Genomic DNA, 15,831 nt, shown 5'->3' with positions numbered 1-15,831 from the left:
GAAAAAGCTTTTTATTGGTTTAAAAAAATAAAAGTTGTACATCGTGAACGATAAATAGCTAAGGAGGGTAAACTATCACTCTATTTCATAGAGCGTTATTTGAAATAGCATTAAAAATAAAAAGCAATGTTTAGAGCCTATAATAAACAAATTTACTGTAGATAAAAATAATATAGATCTGAACAATGCATTTTGTTAATCAACAAAATGCATCACAAGTAGTTTACTTCGAAGTTTGTAACTGTTCTGCGATTTGCTTGGCAAAATAGGTTAATATGCCATCTGCACCAGCTCGTTTAAAGCATAACAATGATTCCATAATTGCTGATTCAGCTAACCAACCATTATTCACCGCCGCCATTAGCATCGCATATTCACCAGACACTTGATACGCAAAGGTCGGTACCGCAAAAGTGTCTTTGACTTGACGCAATATGTCAAGATAAGGCATGCCTGGTTTTACCATTACCATATCAGCACCTTCTTGCAGATCCTGATAGACTTCTTGTAATGCTTCGCGGCTGTTTGCCGGGTTAAGTTGATACGTCTTTTTATTTCCGCCTTTAATGTTAGCAGAAGATCCTACTGCATCCCGAAATGGACCATAAAAAGTTGACGCATACTTCGCCGAATAAGCCATAATTTGAGTATTAACGAAACCATTATCTTCTAGCTCGGCACGTATTCCACCAATTCGACCGTCCATCATATCGCTAGGCGCTATGATATCAACGCCGGCCTCCGCATGTACCATGGCTTGACGAATCAAAGTCTCAACCGTAATATCATTTTGTACATAACCATTAGCATCAATAATACCATCTTGACCATGTATGGTGTAAGGATCTAACGCAACATCAGTTAAGATCCCTAACTCTGGAAATTCTTTTTTAAGTGCAATTACCGCTCGAGGAACTAATCCATTTTCATTATATGATTCTTCTGCTAGCAGCGATTTTTTACTACTTTCAATAGCAGGGAAAAGAGATAAGACCGGAATACCTAGCTTAGTGATTTGTTCAGCTTCTTTTAATAATATGTCAATACTCATCCGGTTAACATTGGGCATGGATGCAACAGGTTCAATCACCCTATTACCTTCAACAATAAAAACCGGATAGATAAGATCGTTTACGGTTAAACTATTCTCAGCCACTAATCGGCGACTAAAATCATTAGCCCTCAAACGACGTAGGCGACGTTGTGGAAAATCACCGGCTATAATGGACGGCATAATAACAACTCCTATTTTGGGTTACTCTTCAACTCAGTGGAGGTTATTATCGGACGGTAGCTGCTGATAATCAAATAAATTTAATTGCGTGTCCATAATAATTATTTTGTCATCTGCCTGATAATCAGCAGAAAGAGGAGAGCTAATCTCAATGCCATTATTCTTGTTTATACCGAGCCAATTAGCAATTAGGTAATAATTATTAGCAGCAGAATACGGTATATTGTAGCTACCAATTTTTTTATCTTTACTATTTATAATTGGGCTATACCAAATAAACTGTGGAATATCAAGTGATTCTTTAGTTGGATTAATCGAACCATGAAAATAATCAACTTCGCCTCTTTTTATTCTTTTCATTTGACCATGATCTGAAAAATAGAGAACTGATGCTGAAGTATTCTCCAATCGTTTAAAGATGTTATTAAGCAATTTATCCATAAATAAAATTGAATTATCATAGCAATTTTCGTATTCAGATCCCCCGTTAACAAAATAACTATCTTCCGCGGGGTACTGATGACATGCAGATAAATGACTACCGTTAGTATGTAGCACAATTAATTTCTTTTTACCATTAGCCTTGAGCGCCTCATCGAGTTTTACCAATAAAGCATCGTCATAGCCACTAAGTAGCCATTCTTTATGGTTAGCGCTTTTGGCAATGCTGGTAACTGCCGTTTCAAACTGCCCTATCGAATTTTGCCGGCTAAACCAATAAGTTTCAAATCCAACTTTATTGGCAATATTCAAAATATTATCATTTAATAGAGAAGGAGAGCTATCATCCGAGGCCTTGATGGTCAGAATTGAGGCTAACGACATTGACGTCATAGGCGCAGGAGCGATTGCTTGGCCAAAGATGAATAAGTTACTTTTTTGTTTATCAATATAAGGCGTTGTATCTCGAGCATACCCGTATAAACTAAGGTGATCCCGTCTTACCGATTCACCAACCACAATCACATAAGTGTCGATATTTGTTTCATCGGTATCAAGTTGATAAATTGGCTTATAATTAGATACGGTATTTAATAAATTTAACTCTTGGTAAGCTCTACCTAATACGGCAAAATTATTTAATGAAGTGTACGGTAAAACTTTCTCTATCATATTAAATGAAGGGTCAGATAATCGCCCCTTTAATGCTGATTCGCTAAATTTATAAATAACCGTTAGTAAAATAATAGATGAAAGCACTATCAAATTGCGCTTTGAGACTAGGCTTGATAAACGAAATGTAATAAACATAAAACCCAGCAAAAGAGATAATGCAATGAGTAAAATAGACCAATGTGCAAAAATAAAATCTTGAGATTCTTGAACATTAGTTGATAAAATAGTCGTTGCTAGTTGATAATTAAGCTGCCCTTGATAGAGTTGATAAATCAATATTGACAGTGATGAATTGACCGCCCAAAGTATAGCGAGAATAAAAGCAATAATTCGCGTATATTTAATCCGCCATAACAACCCAGCTAAAGCAATATAACAGAGCGTAAAAAAATACATTCTACCTTTTAAAAAATTTGATGCATCGACTAAGCCGAATAGGGAAACTGATGCTAAGAGTAATGTTAAAAAAAATGTTGTAATTTTGCCTACCATAGTAATTATTCTTTAAAACGTGTTATAAAAGTGAATTTATTTAGCTAAACCAAGCTATTTTATAAATAAAGAATCACTATATTACATAAATAATAAGCGTTTTTCTAGTTAATTAATTACAAAACTACTAAAATAAGCACTTAATTATGAATAATGAACAAAGTCGATTTCAGTACAATTAGGATCACAAAGTGCTTTACAACTACCACTTATTAGCTGTACAATTCACCACTAATTTTTAACACTGGCCAATTTAATAATTTGACTCTGGCTGGTAAAAGTCCAATAATTTTGAGGTGAGAGGCACATGCCAGTAATTAAAGTACGTGAAAATGAACCTTTCGATGTTGCATTACGTCGTTTTAAACGTTCTTGCGAAAAAGCGGGAATTTTAGCAGAAGTTCGTAACCGTGAGTTTTATGAAAAACCGACAACCATTCGTAAACGAGCTAAAGCTGCGGCCGTAAAACGTCATTCTAAAAAACTAGAAAGAGAAAATGCACGTCGCATTCGTTTATACTAATTGCTAGTAATTGTTAGTTATAAATTAAGACCTTTATACTATAAATTAGTCCAAATACATACAAACCGTACTATATGTACGGTTTGTTGTCTGTAGTATAAAAAAATCGGATAGAGTCACTTATGAAGCGAATTCCTCAAGACTTTATTATTGATCTCATTGCTCGAATCAATATTGTTGATATTGTTGGGCATCGAATAAAAATAAAAAAGCGGGGAAAGGATTATTGGGGTAATTGCCCATTCCATAATGAAAAGACGCCTTCCTTTTCTGTAAGCGAAAAAAAACAGATGTATTACTGTTTTGGATGCGGCGCCGGTGGGTCAGCTATCGATTTTTTAATGAATTATGACCGCCTTTCCTATCCTGAAGCAATTGAAGAACTCGCGAACCTCCATGGTATTACCGTACCTCATGTTGAAACATCAACGGATACAGCTCGTAATCAATCGCAAGTATCAGGGCAAAATATTAGGCGTGACCTTTATACTTTAATGGGAAATTTGGCACATTTTTATCAAATGCAGCTTTCAACTCCTGAGGCAAAGCAAGCCAACGAGTACCTTACTCATCGAGGATTGGATGAGAAGATAATTAACCACTACAAGATTGGTTATTCACCTGATGATTGGCGAGCAACCTTTAATCATATAGCAAAGACTGCGGCAGAGAAAAAACTTTATGACCAAGCCGGAATGCTGGTCAGCAATGATAACGGTAATCAATATGATCGTTTTCGTGGACGAGTTATGTTCCCTATTCGCGACCGACAAGGCAATATTATTGCTTTTGGCGGAAGAACAATCAAAGCGACTGATTCAGCAAAATATATCAACTCGCCTGAAACGCCAGTTTTCCACAAAAGTTATCAGCTTTACGGATTATATGAAACACTGCAAATACATCGCAACCCTGAACAATTAATTGTTGTTGAAGGTTATATGGATGTGGTGTCATTAGCCCAATTTGGTATAGATTATGCTGTTGCAGCGTTAGGGACAGCGACGACGGAAGATCATATTAAATTGCTCTTTAGGGCAACCGATAATATTATTTTTTGTTTTGATGGTGACTCAGCTGGCCGACGTGCCGCTTGGCGAGCTCTGAATGTATTATTACCCACTCTCATTGATGGAAAACAGATTAAATTTGTTTTTTTACCAGAAGGCGATGATCCTGATAGCCTAGTCAGAAAAGAAGGCAAAGCACAATTTGAAACTCGACTGAACAATGGATTAACTCTCTCACAGTTTTTGTTTGATGAGCTATTAACCCAAGTTGATCTAAAGACCTCTGAAGGTAAAGCTAAACTAAGCTCACTCGCATTACCTTTAATTGTACAAGTAAAAGCACAATCATTTGCAGTTAATTTAAAACAACAATTAGGAGACTATCTAGGTTTTCTTGACATAAGCCAGATAGATAAACTCCTACTGCCGTATATCAATGGTAATTCGTCATCATCAGTTGAGCCTGAAAATAAAATGCCTGTAATCAAAATGAAATTAACAACTATGCGAATTTTGATCGGCTTGCTTATACAGTACCCCGAATTATCAAAACAGGTTCCTGATATTGGCAGTTTAGAGCAAGTAAAGCTTGCTGGTATTGACATATTTATTGAGCTATTAAAAATTTGTCATGAAAGGCCCAATATTGTTACCGCACAAATTTTAGCCGAATATGTCGATAAACCGATAGCTAAACAATTAAATATGCTGGCAATTTGGCAACACAAATATCAGGATGATGAAATAGCAACGATTTTTTCTCATACTTTAAAAGACTTATATGATAATATACTCGCCCAAAGGCAAGATGAGCTTATTGCGAAGGATCGAGTGACTAAATTGACGACCGTAGAAAAAAAAGAATTAGCAACGATAATACTTGTTTTATCAAAAAAAGACTAAATATAGATAATAATGCAGCTTAATTGCTGAGACGCGAAAGTGAAAACTCAACACAAAATAAAATATTGAGTCGGCTATAAAGTTAACTTACTTGATAATTAGCCAAAACAGTTAAAGTAAGAATGAAATAATATATATTTTTTATAACGCAATGTAAAAATATGGATAGATAGATAAACAAACAACTTGCCTCAGGCAACTTTCGCTATTTCAAATAGCCATAACATCTATCGATTTAATTTGCTCGTCATAAAAAATATTTAGTCCGGGTAAGATGTTTTTACTCATTACTAAACAACAAATGTGGATATTTTGATATGGAGCAGAACTCTCAATCACAACTAAAACATCTGATTATCCGAGGTAAAGAACTCGGGTATCTAACTTATGCAGATGTCAACGATCATTTACCAGAAGAAATCATCGATTCCGATCAAATCGAAGATATTATTCAGATGATAAATGATATGGGAATTCAAGTTCTTGAAGAAGCCCCAGATACAGATGAAATGCTTTTATCAGATAACGTTGCTGATGAAGAAGCTGTTGAGGCGGCAACTGCCTTAGTATTATCTAACGTTGAGTCAGAAATTGGCCGTACTACCGACCCTGTTCGAATGTATATGCGCGAAATGGGTGCTGTTGAGTTATTAACACGGGAAGGTGAAATAGATATAGCCAAACGTATTGAAGACGGTATCAATCAGGTGCAAACCTCAGTATCTGAATACCCAGAAGCGATAACTTACCTTTTAGAGCAATATAATTTAGTCGAGCAAGGAACCGTTCGTCTTTCAGATTTAATTACAGGGTTTGTGGATCCAAATGCTGAAGAAGGCTTAGATGAACTGCCCGAAGAGCTTGAAGATAAAGAATCGGATGATATCGACCTTGATGAAGATGACGATGATGATAGCGAATCAGACTCAAGTGATGATGACACATCTATCGATCCTGAGGTAGCTAGGGCTAAATTTGCTGAATTAAAAGAGCAGCATGAAAAAACGTCCGAGGCGATTAAAAAGCATGGTCGTGCACATAAGAAAGCGCAGCAAGAAATTGAAAACTTATCCGAGGTATTTAAACAATTTCGCTTAGTTGGCAAACAATTCGACATTCTAGTCAATAGTATGCGTGAAATGATGGAGCGAGTTAGAACTCACGAACGCATTATTATGAAAATTTGCGTTGAGCAATGTAAAATGCCTAAAAAGCAATTTATGACACATTTTACGGGTAATGAAAACAATATTAGTTGGTTTGAGAAAGCGAGCAAATCAAAGAATACATTTGCCAGCAAATTACAAGAATTTGAAGCAGAAATTAAAGAACAAGCTACCGAGCTGCAACACATTGAAACTGAAACAAATTTGTCAATTGAGCAAATTAAAGATATCAACCGACGTATGTCGATTGGAGAAGCCAAGGCTAAAAGAGCAAAAAAAGAGATGGTAGAAGCTAACTTACGTTTAGTGATCTCTATTGCCAAAAAATACACTAACCGTGGACTGCAATTTTTAGACCTTATTCAAGAAGGTAACATTGGCTTAATGAAAGCGGTAGATAAATTTGAATATCGCCGCGGTTATAAATTCTCAACTTATGCGACTTGGTGGATTCGTCAGGCTATTACACGCTCAATAGCTGACCAAGCTCGAACTATCCGTATTCCTGTTCATATGATTGAGACAATTAATAAGCTAAATAGAATTTCACGGCAAATCTTACAAGAAATTGGCCGCGAACCGACTCCTGAAGAGTTATCGGAAAAAATGCAAATGCCAGAAGATAAAATTCGGAAGGTATTAAAAATTGCTAAAGAACCAATCTCAATGGAAACGCCTGTTGGTGATGATGAAGATTCTCATTTAGGTGATTTTATTGAAGATACAGCAATAGAGCAGCCACTTGATGCCGCTACATCAGAAAGTTTACGCGCAGCAACAAGAGATATTCTATCGGGTTTAACGCCAAGAGAAGCAAAAGTGTTGCGCATGCGTTTTGGTATCGATATGAACACCGATCATACACTCGAAGAAGTGGGTAAACAATTTGATGTAACAAGAGAGCGTATCCGCCAAATTGAGGCTAAAGCGTTACGTAAATTACGCCACCCTAGCCGGTCAGATGTATTACGTAGTTTCCTTGATGAGTAATATGTTATATCCGCTACTAATGTAGCGGATATTTTTTATATGCCCAATTGCCAATCTACAGATTCTTTTTATGAATATTATAAAGTTATTAAAAATTGATCCTTTTTTATTAATTCTAATTACCACTGTTGTTACCGCTACACTTTTTCCTTGCCAAGGTGACGTCAAAATTTTTTTTGAATATCTGACAACATTTGCAATTGGCTTACTTTTTTTTATGCATGGCGCTAAATTGTCATTTCCAGCGATTATCGATGGGGTGAAGCACTGGCGATTACATGTAACAATCTTTATTGTGACGTTCCTTATTTTTCCTGGACTTGGTTTGACACTGCAAATTTTTGTGCCGACTTTCCTATCTGATCATCTCTATTTAGGATTCGTTTATCTTTGCACTTTACCGGCTACAGTACAATCAGCAATTGCGTTCACCTCAATAGCTCGTGGTAATGTTGCAGCCGCAATCTGCAGTGCATCCGCTTCGACCTTACTTGGCGTATTTATTACACCCATTTTAATTGGCGTACTAATGCACACTCAATCGGCTGGTAGCATGAATATTGTTGATGCAATCGTCTCCATCATGCTTAAACTCATGTTACCTTTTATCGTAGGGCACTTGGCACGGCGTTGGATTGGCAACTGGATTGACTCTCACCGAAAAATTGTCAATAAAACCGATCGGCTATCAATTTTACTTGTAGTTTATGTTGCCTTTAGTGATGCAGTAATCAACGGTATTTGGCATCAAATTGATGCTTTATCCTTTGCTGAAATTATTATTTTTTCGTTTTTATTATTAGCGGTGGTAATCATTATTACCACCTATGGTGCAAGATTGCTTGGCTTTAATAAAGAGGATGAAATTACTATCGTTTTTTGTGGTTCCAAAAAAAGCCTAGCAAGTGGGATCCCGATGGCGAGTGTAATTTTCCCAGTCTCGATTATGGGAATAATGGTTTTGCCATTAATGATCTTTCATCAAGTGCAACTAATGGTTTGCGCGGTATTGGCTGCTCGTTATGCGCGACGGAATAGCGAGTAAATATAAATAATCTGATAACTTTACTATAAAAGTATCAGATTATTCGTTATATTTTCATTCTAATACATTAATCTAATATAAAAATCAGCTTATTATCAATAAAACAGAGAAATATCACTAAAGCCATTAAAATTATTTTACTGATATGCTATTCTTTAGGATAATAATGCTTGTTTGACTAATTACTTAAAGAGCCTATATGTTTCATCTATTCTCTGACTTAGACGTTTCAACTCTCATTCTTTTAGGTTTAGCCCTTCTATTCGTATTATTCTACGAGGCAATTAACGGATTTCATGATACCGCAAATGCTGTTGCTACTGTCATTTATACCAAAGCACTAAAAGAAAAACTTGCTGTTTTGATGGCTAGCATTTTCAATTTTTTGGGCGTGTTACTTGGTGGCTTAAGTGTCGCTTATGCTATTGTCCATTTATTGCCAACCGATCTATTACTTAATGTTAGCTCTGGTCGCGGGCTGGCTATGATATTTTCAATTTTACTCGCCGCGATCATTTGGAATTTAGGTACATGGTATTTAGGTATACCCGCATCGAGTTCACATACATTGATCGGATCGATTATTGGGGTCGCGCTGGCAAATGCATTCTTGACCGATACATCAATTATTGATGCACTAAATATTCCTAAAATGCTTGAGATTTTTTTATCATTAATTCTTTCGCCGATTGTCGGATTAGTATTAGCTGGTTTAATGATTTGGGTTTTGAGAAAAATTTGGACTCGCAAAAAAAGTGGTAAAAAACGTGAGCGAATTTTCATGACTCCTGAACAACGTGAAAAACTTTATGGCAAAAAGAAACCGCCATTTTGGATTAGGATCATGCTAATTGTCTCAGCAGCAGGGGTAAGTTTCTCTCATGGTGCAAATGATGGGCAAAAAGGCATTGGATTATTAATGTTAGTATTAATGGGCGTAGCGCCAGCGGGCTTTATTGTTAATATGAACGCCTCTACTTACAATATAATGAATACAAGAAATGCGATAAACAATATTGAGGAGTATTTTGTTACCCACCAGCAAACATTAAATGTAGTCATTGATAAACAGCCGATGCTCAATACAGAAATACCAATCACTGAATTAAACCAATATCATTGCGATTATGCTAACTCGTTTACCACAATTAATATTGCAAAATCGCTTTTTCATAACCTTACTAGCTATGACACACTAAGCGTAAACCAACGTTCACAAGCTAGACGTATTCTTATTTGTTTATCAGATACCGTCGCCCATTTTGCTAAGCAACCAGAACTACCAAATAGAGATAAGAAGTATTTAAACTCATTAAAAGATAACTTATTAGAAACGGTTGAATATGCACCTATCTGGATTATTATTTCAGTTGCATCAGCACTTGCTATCGGGACAATGATCGGCTGGCGACGCGTGGCAATTACTATTGGTGAAAAAATTGGTAAAAAAGGAATGACTTATGCTCAAGGTGTTTCTGCCCAAGTTACAACTGCCTTATCAATTGGTATTGCAAGTTATACTGGTATGCCAGTGTCAACAACACAAGTCTTATCGTCATCTGTCGCTGGGACAATGCTCGTCGATGGTGGTGGAATACAAAGTAAAACAGTTAGAAGTATCGCATTAACTTGGGTTTTAACATTACCTATTTCAATTTTATTATCCGCGTCACTTTTTTGGCTTGCCCAAATGCTGATTTAGTAGTAAATATATAAAACATGAATAATTAATTTTAAGATGTTACCTGAAAAAGGAGAGTATTATGGCCTACAAACATATTTTAGTAGCAGTTGATCTATCACCAGAAAGCGACATTCTCGTTGAAAAAGCGGTTTCAATGGCAAGACCATATAATGCCCAAATTTCCTTAATTCACGTCGGCATCAATTATTCTGATCTTTATACTGGATTAGTTGATATTAATATGAATGATATGAAAGATCGCATTACTGAAGATGCACACATTGCACTCAATAAGCTTGCTGCCGACGCAGGCTATCCTATTGCCCATACGCTCTCTGGCAATGGTGAATTTGGGCAAGTATTGATTGAAGCGATTCATGAATATGGTGTAGATCTTGTGGTATGCGGTCACCATCAAGATTTTTGGAGCAAGTTAATGTCTTCTGCTCGTCAATTAATTAATAATACGCATGTTGATACATTAATTGTTCCTCTTAAAGATGACGACGTTACCGTCGAAGAAGTTCCTGATGCTAAATAAGCAGGACAAAAAAACAGAGCAGGTAGACTAGTTTTTTGATTCAGAAAGAGTAGATAATATTTGTAACGATATCATCTACTCTTTTTTTGGTTACAACTATGTACACTAATAGGTTTTGGCACTGCTGATAATAAGCTTAAGTGAATATAACTAATTATTAGCAAAACTTAGTTACTAGAATAAAATACTTGCAATGACCCCCGCTAATATAGCTGACACTATTGATACTGAAATAATTCCTGCAATGATCATTTTGGGCATAATTTGTATATTTAAAAATTTAGCTTCAGCTTCATTCCTTATTTTTATTCGCTAATAACGATGACTGCAACCGCGATATAAATAAAATTGTTTACTGACGTGATAAAAGTAACTTTATTTTTTAAAGAAGTTAGTAGTAATAAAACAAAGAGTACAATTTCAATCATTGAAAACACTTGTGGGTTTAAATCAAATATTGATTTCGATCACATTTAGAAAATAATAATATTATTATTAAGCTGTTTTGCTCATAGAATAATAACAATAGATCAAGCGATAATAAGCCTTCTGAGATAGGAAATGAACTTCGTGCTACTACAAAAAAATTTTTTTATCTTAAAATCAAAAGAGCTTATTCCCTTATTTCAATCTGACTACGCTAAAGATAAGTCAAATTACAACCTTTATGCACTTTATTGCCCTAGTAAATACCATGACCCTAAAATTAGAAGTTTTATCGATTTTTTAGTCGAAAAATTTCAAGATAATATCCCTTGGGATGAATGGATCAATAATGAGTAAGGTGTTTATTTAATGCGAGCTATTAGATTTTGCTGCAAATTACACGACTATATGAGTATCGACAACACAAATTTTATCATCCTGTTACGCTTGGCTTGCCTAAGTGTGGATTTATTAGTAACGATATAAAACATTAATTTTAAGATGTTAGCTGAAAAAGGAGAGAATTATGGTCTACAAACATATTTTAGTAGCAGTTGATCTATCACCAGAAAGCGACATTCTTGTTGAAAAAGCTGTTTCAATGGCAAGACCATATAATGCCAAAATTTCCTTAATCCATGTCGGTATCAATTATTCTGACCTTTATACCGGATTAGTTGATATCAGTATGAATGATATGAAAGATCGTATTACTGAAGATGCGCACATTGCACTCAACAAACTTGCTGGCAATGTAGGCTATATTATTACACATACCCTTTGTGGATGTGGGGAGTTTGGTCAAGTATTAATCGAAGCGATTCATGAACATAATATAGATCTTGTGGTATGTGGCCACCATCAAGATTTTTGGAGCAAATTAATGTCCTCTTCTCGTCAATTAATTAATAATACTCATGTTGATACATTAATTATTCCCTTAAAAGATGACACTATCACAGTAAAAGAAACCGTTGACGCGTAATTATTTATAGTAAAAGCTGACTTAAGTCGACTTCTAATTTAATGCAAATTACTCAAAGTCAGAATGCTAAATTGAGCGAAACAATCGCTTCGCAAGAACCAAAGCGATTGTTATCAAAATAGCGATATCGTTTATTCTAAATCTGCGCCATTTGATGCAATTACTTTTTTGTACCAATAAAAAGAATCTTTTGCAATTCGTTTGAACGAACCTTTACCGGCATCATCAAGATCAACATAAATAAAACCATAACGCTTACTTATTTGTGACGTACCACAACTAACTAAGTCAATGCACCCCCATGTAGTGTATCCCATCACATTAACACCATCTTTAATCGCCTCACGCATTTCCATAATATGCTGTTTAAGATAATCAATACGGTAATTATCGTGCACTTTACCATCTGAAGAGAGCACGTCTTTAGCACCTAAACCGTTTTCAGCAACAAATAATGGTAACTCGTAACGGTCATACAACTTGATTAGCGCAATACGTAGACCAATAGAATCGATCGGCCAATCCCACTGAGTTAACTTCAGATACTCATTTTTAATTGGGCTATCAAATGATCCTGCTAACTTTGATGCATCTTCACGAGCTTCAGTTACATGGCTCATATAATAGCTGATTGAAACAAAATCAACTTTACCTTGTTGCAAAATTTTCTCATCCCCTTCTTTAATATCTAAATTGATATTATTATCGGCAAAATATCGCGTCATATAACTTGGATATTCACCGCGCGCTTGTACGTCAGGATAGAATAGATTGAGCTGATTCGATTTAAGTGATTGCAACTGATCCTCTGGTTTAGTGGTTTTAGCATAAGATTCAATGTGGTTAATCATGCAACCAACTTTAGCATTAGGAATAATCTCTTTCGCCGCTTTAACCGCCAAAGCACTGGCTAGAAATTGATGGTGAGAAGCTTGGTAAGCTGCTTGTAGGGGGTTATCAACTAGATCCGCTAAAATACCCGCACCAGTATACAAACTATTTAAGTTCATATTCATTTCGTTAAAGGTTATCCAATATTTCACTTTATGTTTATAGCGATTCAAAATTACACGGGCATATTTTTCGAATAACGCCACTAGCTCTCGACTAATCCAACCATTATATTTTTCCGTTAACGTAATTGGCATCTCATAGTGAGACATTGTTACTAGAGGCTCCATACCGTATTTGGCGCACTCATCAAAGACTTTATCATAAAATGCTAGGCCTTCTTCATTTGGCTCACTTTCAAGCCCTGTAGGAAAAATACGTGCCCAAGAGATAGACAGGCGAAAAACATTAAATCCCATCTCAGCAAATAAAGCGATATCCTCTTTATAGCGGTTATAAAAATCAATCCCCCAGCGTTTAGGGAATAGGGTATTTTCAGGATTAGTCTTATATTTTTCAAGTTCTTTAGAGGTTACATTGAACGTAAAATTATTCACTTTTCCCGTTACATAAGGATCTTTATACGCTGCCATATCTGAAGTGGATAATCCTTTCCCCCCTTGATCAAATGCACCTTCAATTTGATTTGCTGCAGTTGCTCCTCCCCACAAAAAGCCGTCTGGGAATCCATTTTGCGTATGATGAATATCACTGTATTTCATATAATTACCTCTCTATTTAATAATTTATTAGTTTAATTGAATAACAATATCTTTACTTGCTTCTACATACTTGTTAGTTGCAACGATAGAAAAAGATTCAAACTCTTGATAATTGGTTACCACGATCGGGGTGATCAAAGAAACCTTATTTTGTTTCATAAAATCAAGATCGAATTTAAGTAAAGGTTGACCTGTAGTGACTTTCTGACCACTATCAACTAGCACATCAAACCCTTTACCGCCTAACGAGACAGTCTCCAATCCAACATGGATTAAAATTTCAGCACCATCATTAGAAATCAATCCTATGGCATGTTTGGTCATTGCTATTACAGAAACATGACCATCGAATGGAGCAAACATGGTCTCTTCTGCGGGTATAATCGCGATACCATCACCCATTATTTTCTGAGCAAAAGTCGTATCAGGAACTTGAGATAACGGTATTAACTCACCAGTTATTGGTGTAATAATTTCAATTGGCGAATCTATTTTATGGTCTTTAACTGATTTGATGTGTTCTTCAATTTTATCTGTTGATTCAGTAAGATGATTACCTTTTGGTGAGGACTCACTACCAACAACCAATGATTCATCAAGTTTTGTCATTAGCGTTAAAATGAAAGCAATAAAGAAACTTAAGCTAATAGCTAAAATAACATAATAAAAATTACTTAAATCACCTTTAACATCAATATAAGTTGGTAGCGAAGATAATCCAGGCAAACTAAATTGGTATGTTTTTATCGACAAGGCTCCAACCAGAGCTCCCCCAATAGCAGAACCAAATAAAGAGATATAAAATGGTCGTCGTAGTTTCATTGTCACACCGTAAATTGCGGGCTCAGTAATACCAAGCATTGCCGATAATGCAGCAGAATAAGCAAGAGATTTGAACGCTTTATTTTTAACTTTAATTGCAACGGCAAACGTTGCCCCAGCTTGAGCTAAATTACTAACAAATGACATGGGTAATAACATAAAGTCATAATTCAATCTTCTAAAGTTTTCGAAACAGGATGGAAAAATAGCATAATGCATACCGGTGATAACAAATAATGCTAAGCTTCCCCCCATCAAAAATCCGGCAAAAATACCAGCAAAGCTAAATAACCATTTAAATCCTTCACTCAAGTAAGTACCGATATAAGCGCCTAATGGTGCGATAAATATCAGCATAATGATTGATGTAACAACTAATACAATAATCGGTGAAATAATCATTTTTAATATTGCTGGTATTACTTTTTCAACCCAACGATTGATATAGCTCAGCAACCAAACACTTAATAAAATAGGAATAACACTCGAGTGGTAATCGATATTATTCGGAATGCTCATTCCCAAGAAAGACAATGATTCCCTTCCTGCAAATACAAATCCATCGAGCCCGTCAATCGTAAACTTGTCCGTCAACATCGATGCGGATAATGATGGGAAAAGTAAGATTCCAGCTAGCGCCATAGCTAAATATTCATTAGTACCAAATTTTTTCGCAGCCGAAGATGCAATTAAAATAGGTAAAAAATAGAAAGCAGCTTCTGAAATATTAAATAATACTTTATATTGAACATTGGTTTCAGATAACCAACCTAGTACAAGTAATAGACTCAAAATACCTTTTAATAATCCTGTACCTACAATCGCAGGTAAAATTGGCGTAAATACTCCAGATAAAAAATCAAAAAAAGTATTAATGCTGATCTTATTTTTATGCTTTTGCATAATCGATGTATTTTTATTGTTACTCACAATAAGCTTGTCCAATTCAGCAAAGACTTTGTTAACTTTGTTACCAAGGATGATTTGTAGCTGCTCTCCTTGAAAATTGACTCCCATCACTCCATCTATATTCTTTAACTTTTCTACATCAACGAGGGCATTATCATTTAAATTGAAACGTAGTCTTGTTATGCAATGCCAATGTCGAACAATATTTAAGGAACCGCCAACACAAGTTAAAATCTGTTGTGCTAATTTTTCATTTTCCATACGTCACCTGTTCATATTTCATTACAAAATCGCGTAATGGTTGCGCTCGGGTTGAAATTCGTAGTAAAAAAAAACCTGAATAACACAAATATTTGTATTTGTGTTATTCAG

Annotated in this window: 12 protein-coding genes; 8 read left to right on the top strand and 4 right to left on the bottom strand. The window is 35.5% G+C overall.

The features are described from left to right. Positions 1–223: 223 nt before the first annotated feature. Both hemB and RHO12_11025 read right to left on the bottom strand, forming a co-directional pair. Positions 224–1,234 (bottom strand): porphobilinogen synthase, encoded by a 1,011-nt coding sequence (hemB, locus tag RHO12_11030; GenBank protein WVD65886.1) that lies wholly within the window; start codon positions 1,232–1,234, stop codon positions 224–226. 33 nt (positions 1,235–1,267) lie between these two features. Continuing rightward, positions 1,268–2,842 carry a phosphoethanolamine transferase gene (locus RHO12_11025; GenBank protein WVD65885.1) on the bottom strand — a complete coding sequence of 525 codons (1,575 nt, stop codon included), beginning with the start codon at positions 2,840–2,842 and terminating at the stop codon, positions 1,268–1,270. A 307-nt stretch (positions 2,843–3,149) separates the two neighbouring features. Here RHO12_11025 and rpsU point away from each other — a divergent pair, with 307 nt between their 5' ends. From rpsU to uspA (RHO12_10985), 8 genes are all read left to right on the top strand, one after another. Next, entirely contained in the window at positions 3,150–3,365 is a 216-nt protein-coding gene (gene rpsU, locus RHO12_11020; protein ID WVD65884.1) for a 30S ribosomal protein S21, read from the top strand. 122 nt (positions 3,366–3,487) lie between these two features. Continuing rightward, complete coding sequence (gene dnaG / locus RHO12_11015; protein ID WVD65883.1) at positions 3,488–5,278, top strand: DNA primase; 1,791 nt, start codon at positions 3,488–3,490, stop codon at positions 5,276–5,278. Positions 5,279–5,595: 317 nt separating this feature from the next. Then, positions 5,596–7,434 carry an RNA polymerase sigma factor RpoD gene (gene rpoD / locus RHO12_11010; protein WVD65882.1) on the top strand — a complete coding sequence of 613 codons (1,839 nt, stop codon included), beginning with the start codon at positions 5,596–5,598 and terminating at the stop codon, positions 7,432–7,434. Positions 7,435–7,504: 70 nt separating this feature from the next. Next, a complete protein-coding gene (locus tag RHO12_11005) occupies positions 7,505–8,479 on the top strand; it encodes a bile acid:sodium symporter family protein (protein WVD65881.1) in 975 nt (324 codons plus the stop codon). Positions 8,480–8,678: 199 nt separating this feature from the next. Beyond that, positions 8,679–10,181 (top strand): inorganic phosphate transporter PitA, encoded by a 1,503-nt coding sequence (gene pitA, locus RHO12_11000; GenBank protein ID WVD65880.1) that lies wholly within the window; start codon positions 8,679–8,681, stop codon positions 10,179–10,181. A gap of 61 nt (positions 10,182–10,242) precedes the next feature. Continuing rightward, the gene (gene uspA / locus RHO12_10995; GenBank protein ID WVD65879.1) at positions 10,243–10,704 is read left to right on the top strand and encodes a universal stress protein UspA; all 462 of its coding nucleotides are present in this window, start codon (positions 10,243–10,245) and stop codon (positions 10,702–10,704) included. Positions 10,705–11,265: 561 nt separating this feature from the next. After that, entirely contained in the window at positions 11,266–11,487 is a 222-nt protein-coding gene (locus RHO12_10990; protein WVD65878.1) for a hypothetical protein, read from the top strand. Positions 11,488–11,656: 169 nt separating this feature from the next. After that, positions 11,657–12,115: a universal stress protein UspA gene (gene uspA, locus RHO12_10985; protein ID WVD65877.1), complete on the top strand. Its 459-nt coding sequence runs from the start codon at positions 11,657–11,659 to the stop codon at positions 12,113–12,115. Positions 12,116–12,246: 131 nt separating this feature from the next. On the opposite strand, the gene RHO12_10980 is transcribed toward uspA (RHO12_10985), so the two are convergent. Together RHO12_10980 and RHO12_10975 are read right to left on the bottom strand one after the other, a co-directional pair. After that, a complete protein-coding gene (locus RHO12_10980) occupies positions 12,247–13,728 on the bottom strand; it encodes a glycoside hydrolase family 1 protein (protein ID WVD65876.1) in 1,482 nt (493 codons plus the stop codon). 27 nt (positions 13,729–13,755) lie between these two features. After that, entirely contained in the window at positions 13,756–15,720 is a 1,965-nt protein-coding gene (locus RHO12_10975) for a beta-glucoside-specific PTS transporter subunit IIABC (protein WVD65875.1), read from the bottom strand. Positions 15,721–15,831 lie beyond the last annotated feature (111 nt).

The sequence above is a fragment of the Orbaceae bacterium lpD02 genome (genome assembly GCA_036251875.1).
Lineage (GTDB): Bacteria > Pseudomonadota > Gammaproteobacteria > Enterobacterales > Orbaceae > Orbus > Orbus sturtevantii.
Note: the sequence above shows the minus strand (reverse complement) of the source record. Positions and strands in the feature narration are given on the sequence as shown.

Bases quoted from the DNA above. Each gene is read 5' to 3' on its own strand.
- hemB (WVD65886.1), bottom strand. From the start codon at position 1,234: ATGCCGTCCATTATAGCCGGTGATTTTCCACAACGTCGCCTACGTCGT.
- RHO12_11025 (WVD65885.1), bottom strand. From the start codon at position 2,842: ATGGTAGGCAAAATTACAACATTTTTTTTAACATTACTCTTAGCATCA.
- rpsU (WVD65884.1), top strand. From the start codon at position 3,150: ATGCCAGTAATTAAAGTACGTGAAAATGAACCTTTCGATGTTGCATTA.
- dnaG (WVD65883.1), top strand. From the start codon at position 3,488: ATGAAGCGAATTCCTCAAGACTTTATTATTGATCTCATTGCTCGAATC.
- rpoD (WVD65882.1), top strand. From the start codon at position 5,596: ATGGAGCAGAACTCTCAATCACAACTAAAACATCTGATTATCCGAGGT.
- RHO12_11005 (WVD65881.1), top strand. From the start codon at position 7,505: ATGAATATTATAAAGTTATTAAAAATTGATCCTTTTTTATTAATTCTA.
- pitA (WVD65880.1), top strand. From the start codon at position 8,679: ATGTTTCATCTATTCTCTGACTTAGACGTTTCAACTCTCATTCTTTTA.
- uspA (WVD65879.1), top strand. From the start codon at position 10,243: ATGGCCTACAAACATATTTTAGTAGCAGTTGATCTATCACCAGAAAGC.
- RHO12_10990 (WVD65878.1), top strand. From the start codon at position 11,266: ATGAACTTCGTGCTACTACAAAAAAATTTTTTTATCTTAAAATCAAAA.
- uspA (WVD65877.1), top strand. From the start codon at position 11,657: ATGGTCTACAAACATATTTTAGTAGCAGTTGATCTATCACCAGAAAGC.
- RHO12_10980 (WVD65876.1), bottom strand. From the start codon at position 13,728: ATGAAATACAGTGATATTCATCATACGCAAAATGGATTCCCAGACGGC.
- RHO12_10975 (WVD65875.1), bottom strand. From the start codon at position 15,720: ATGGAAAATGAAAAATTAGCACAACAGATTTTAACTTGTGTTGGCGGT.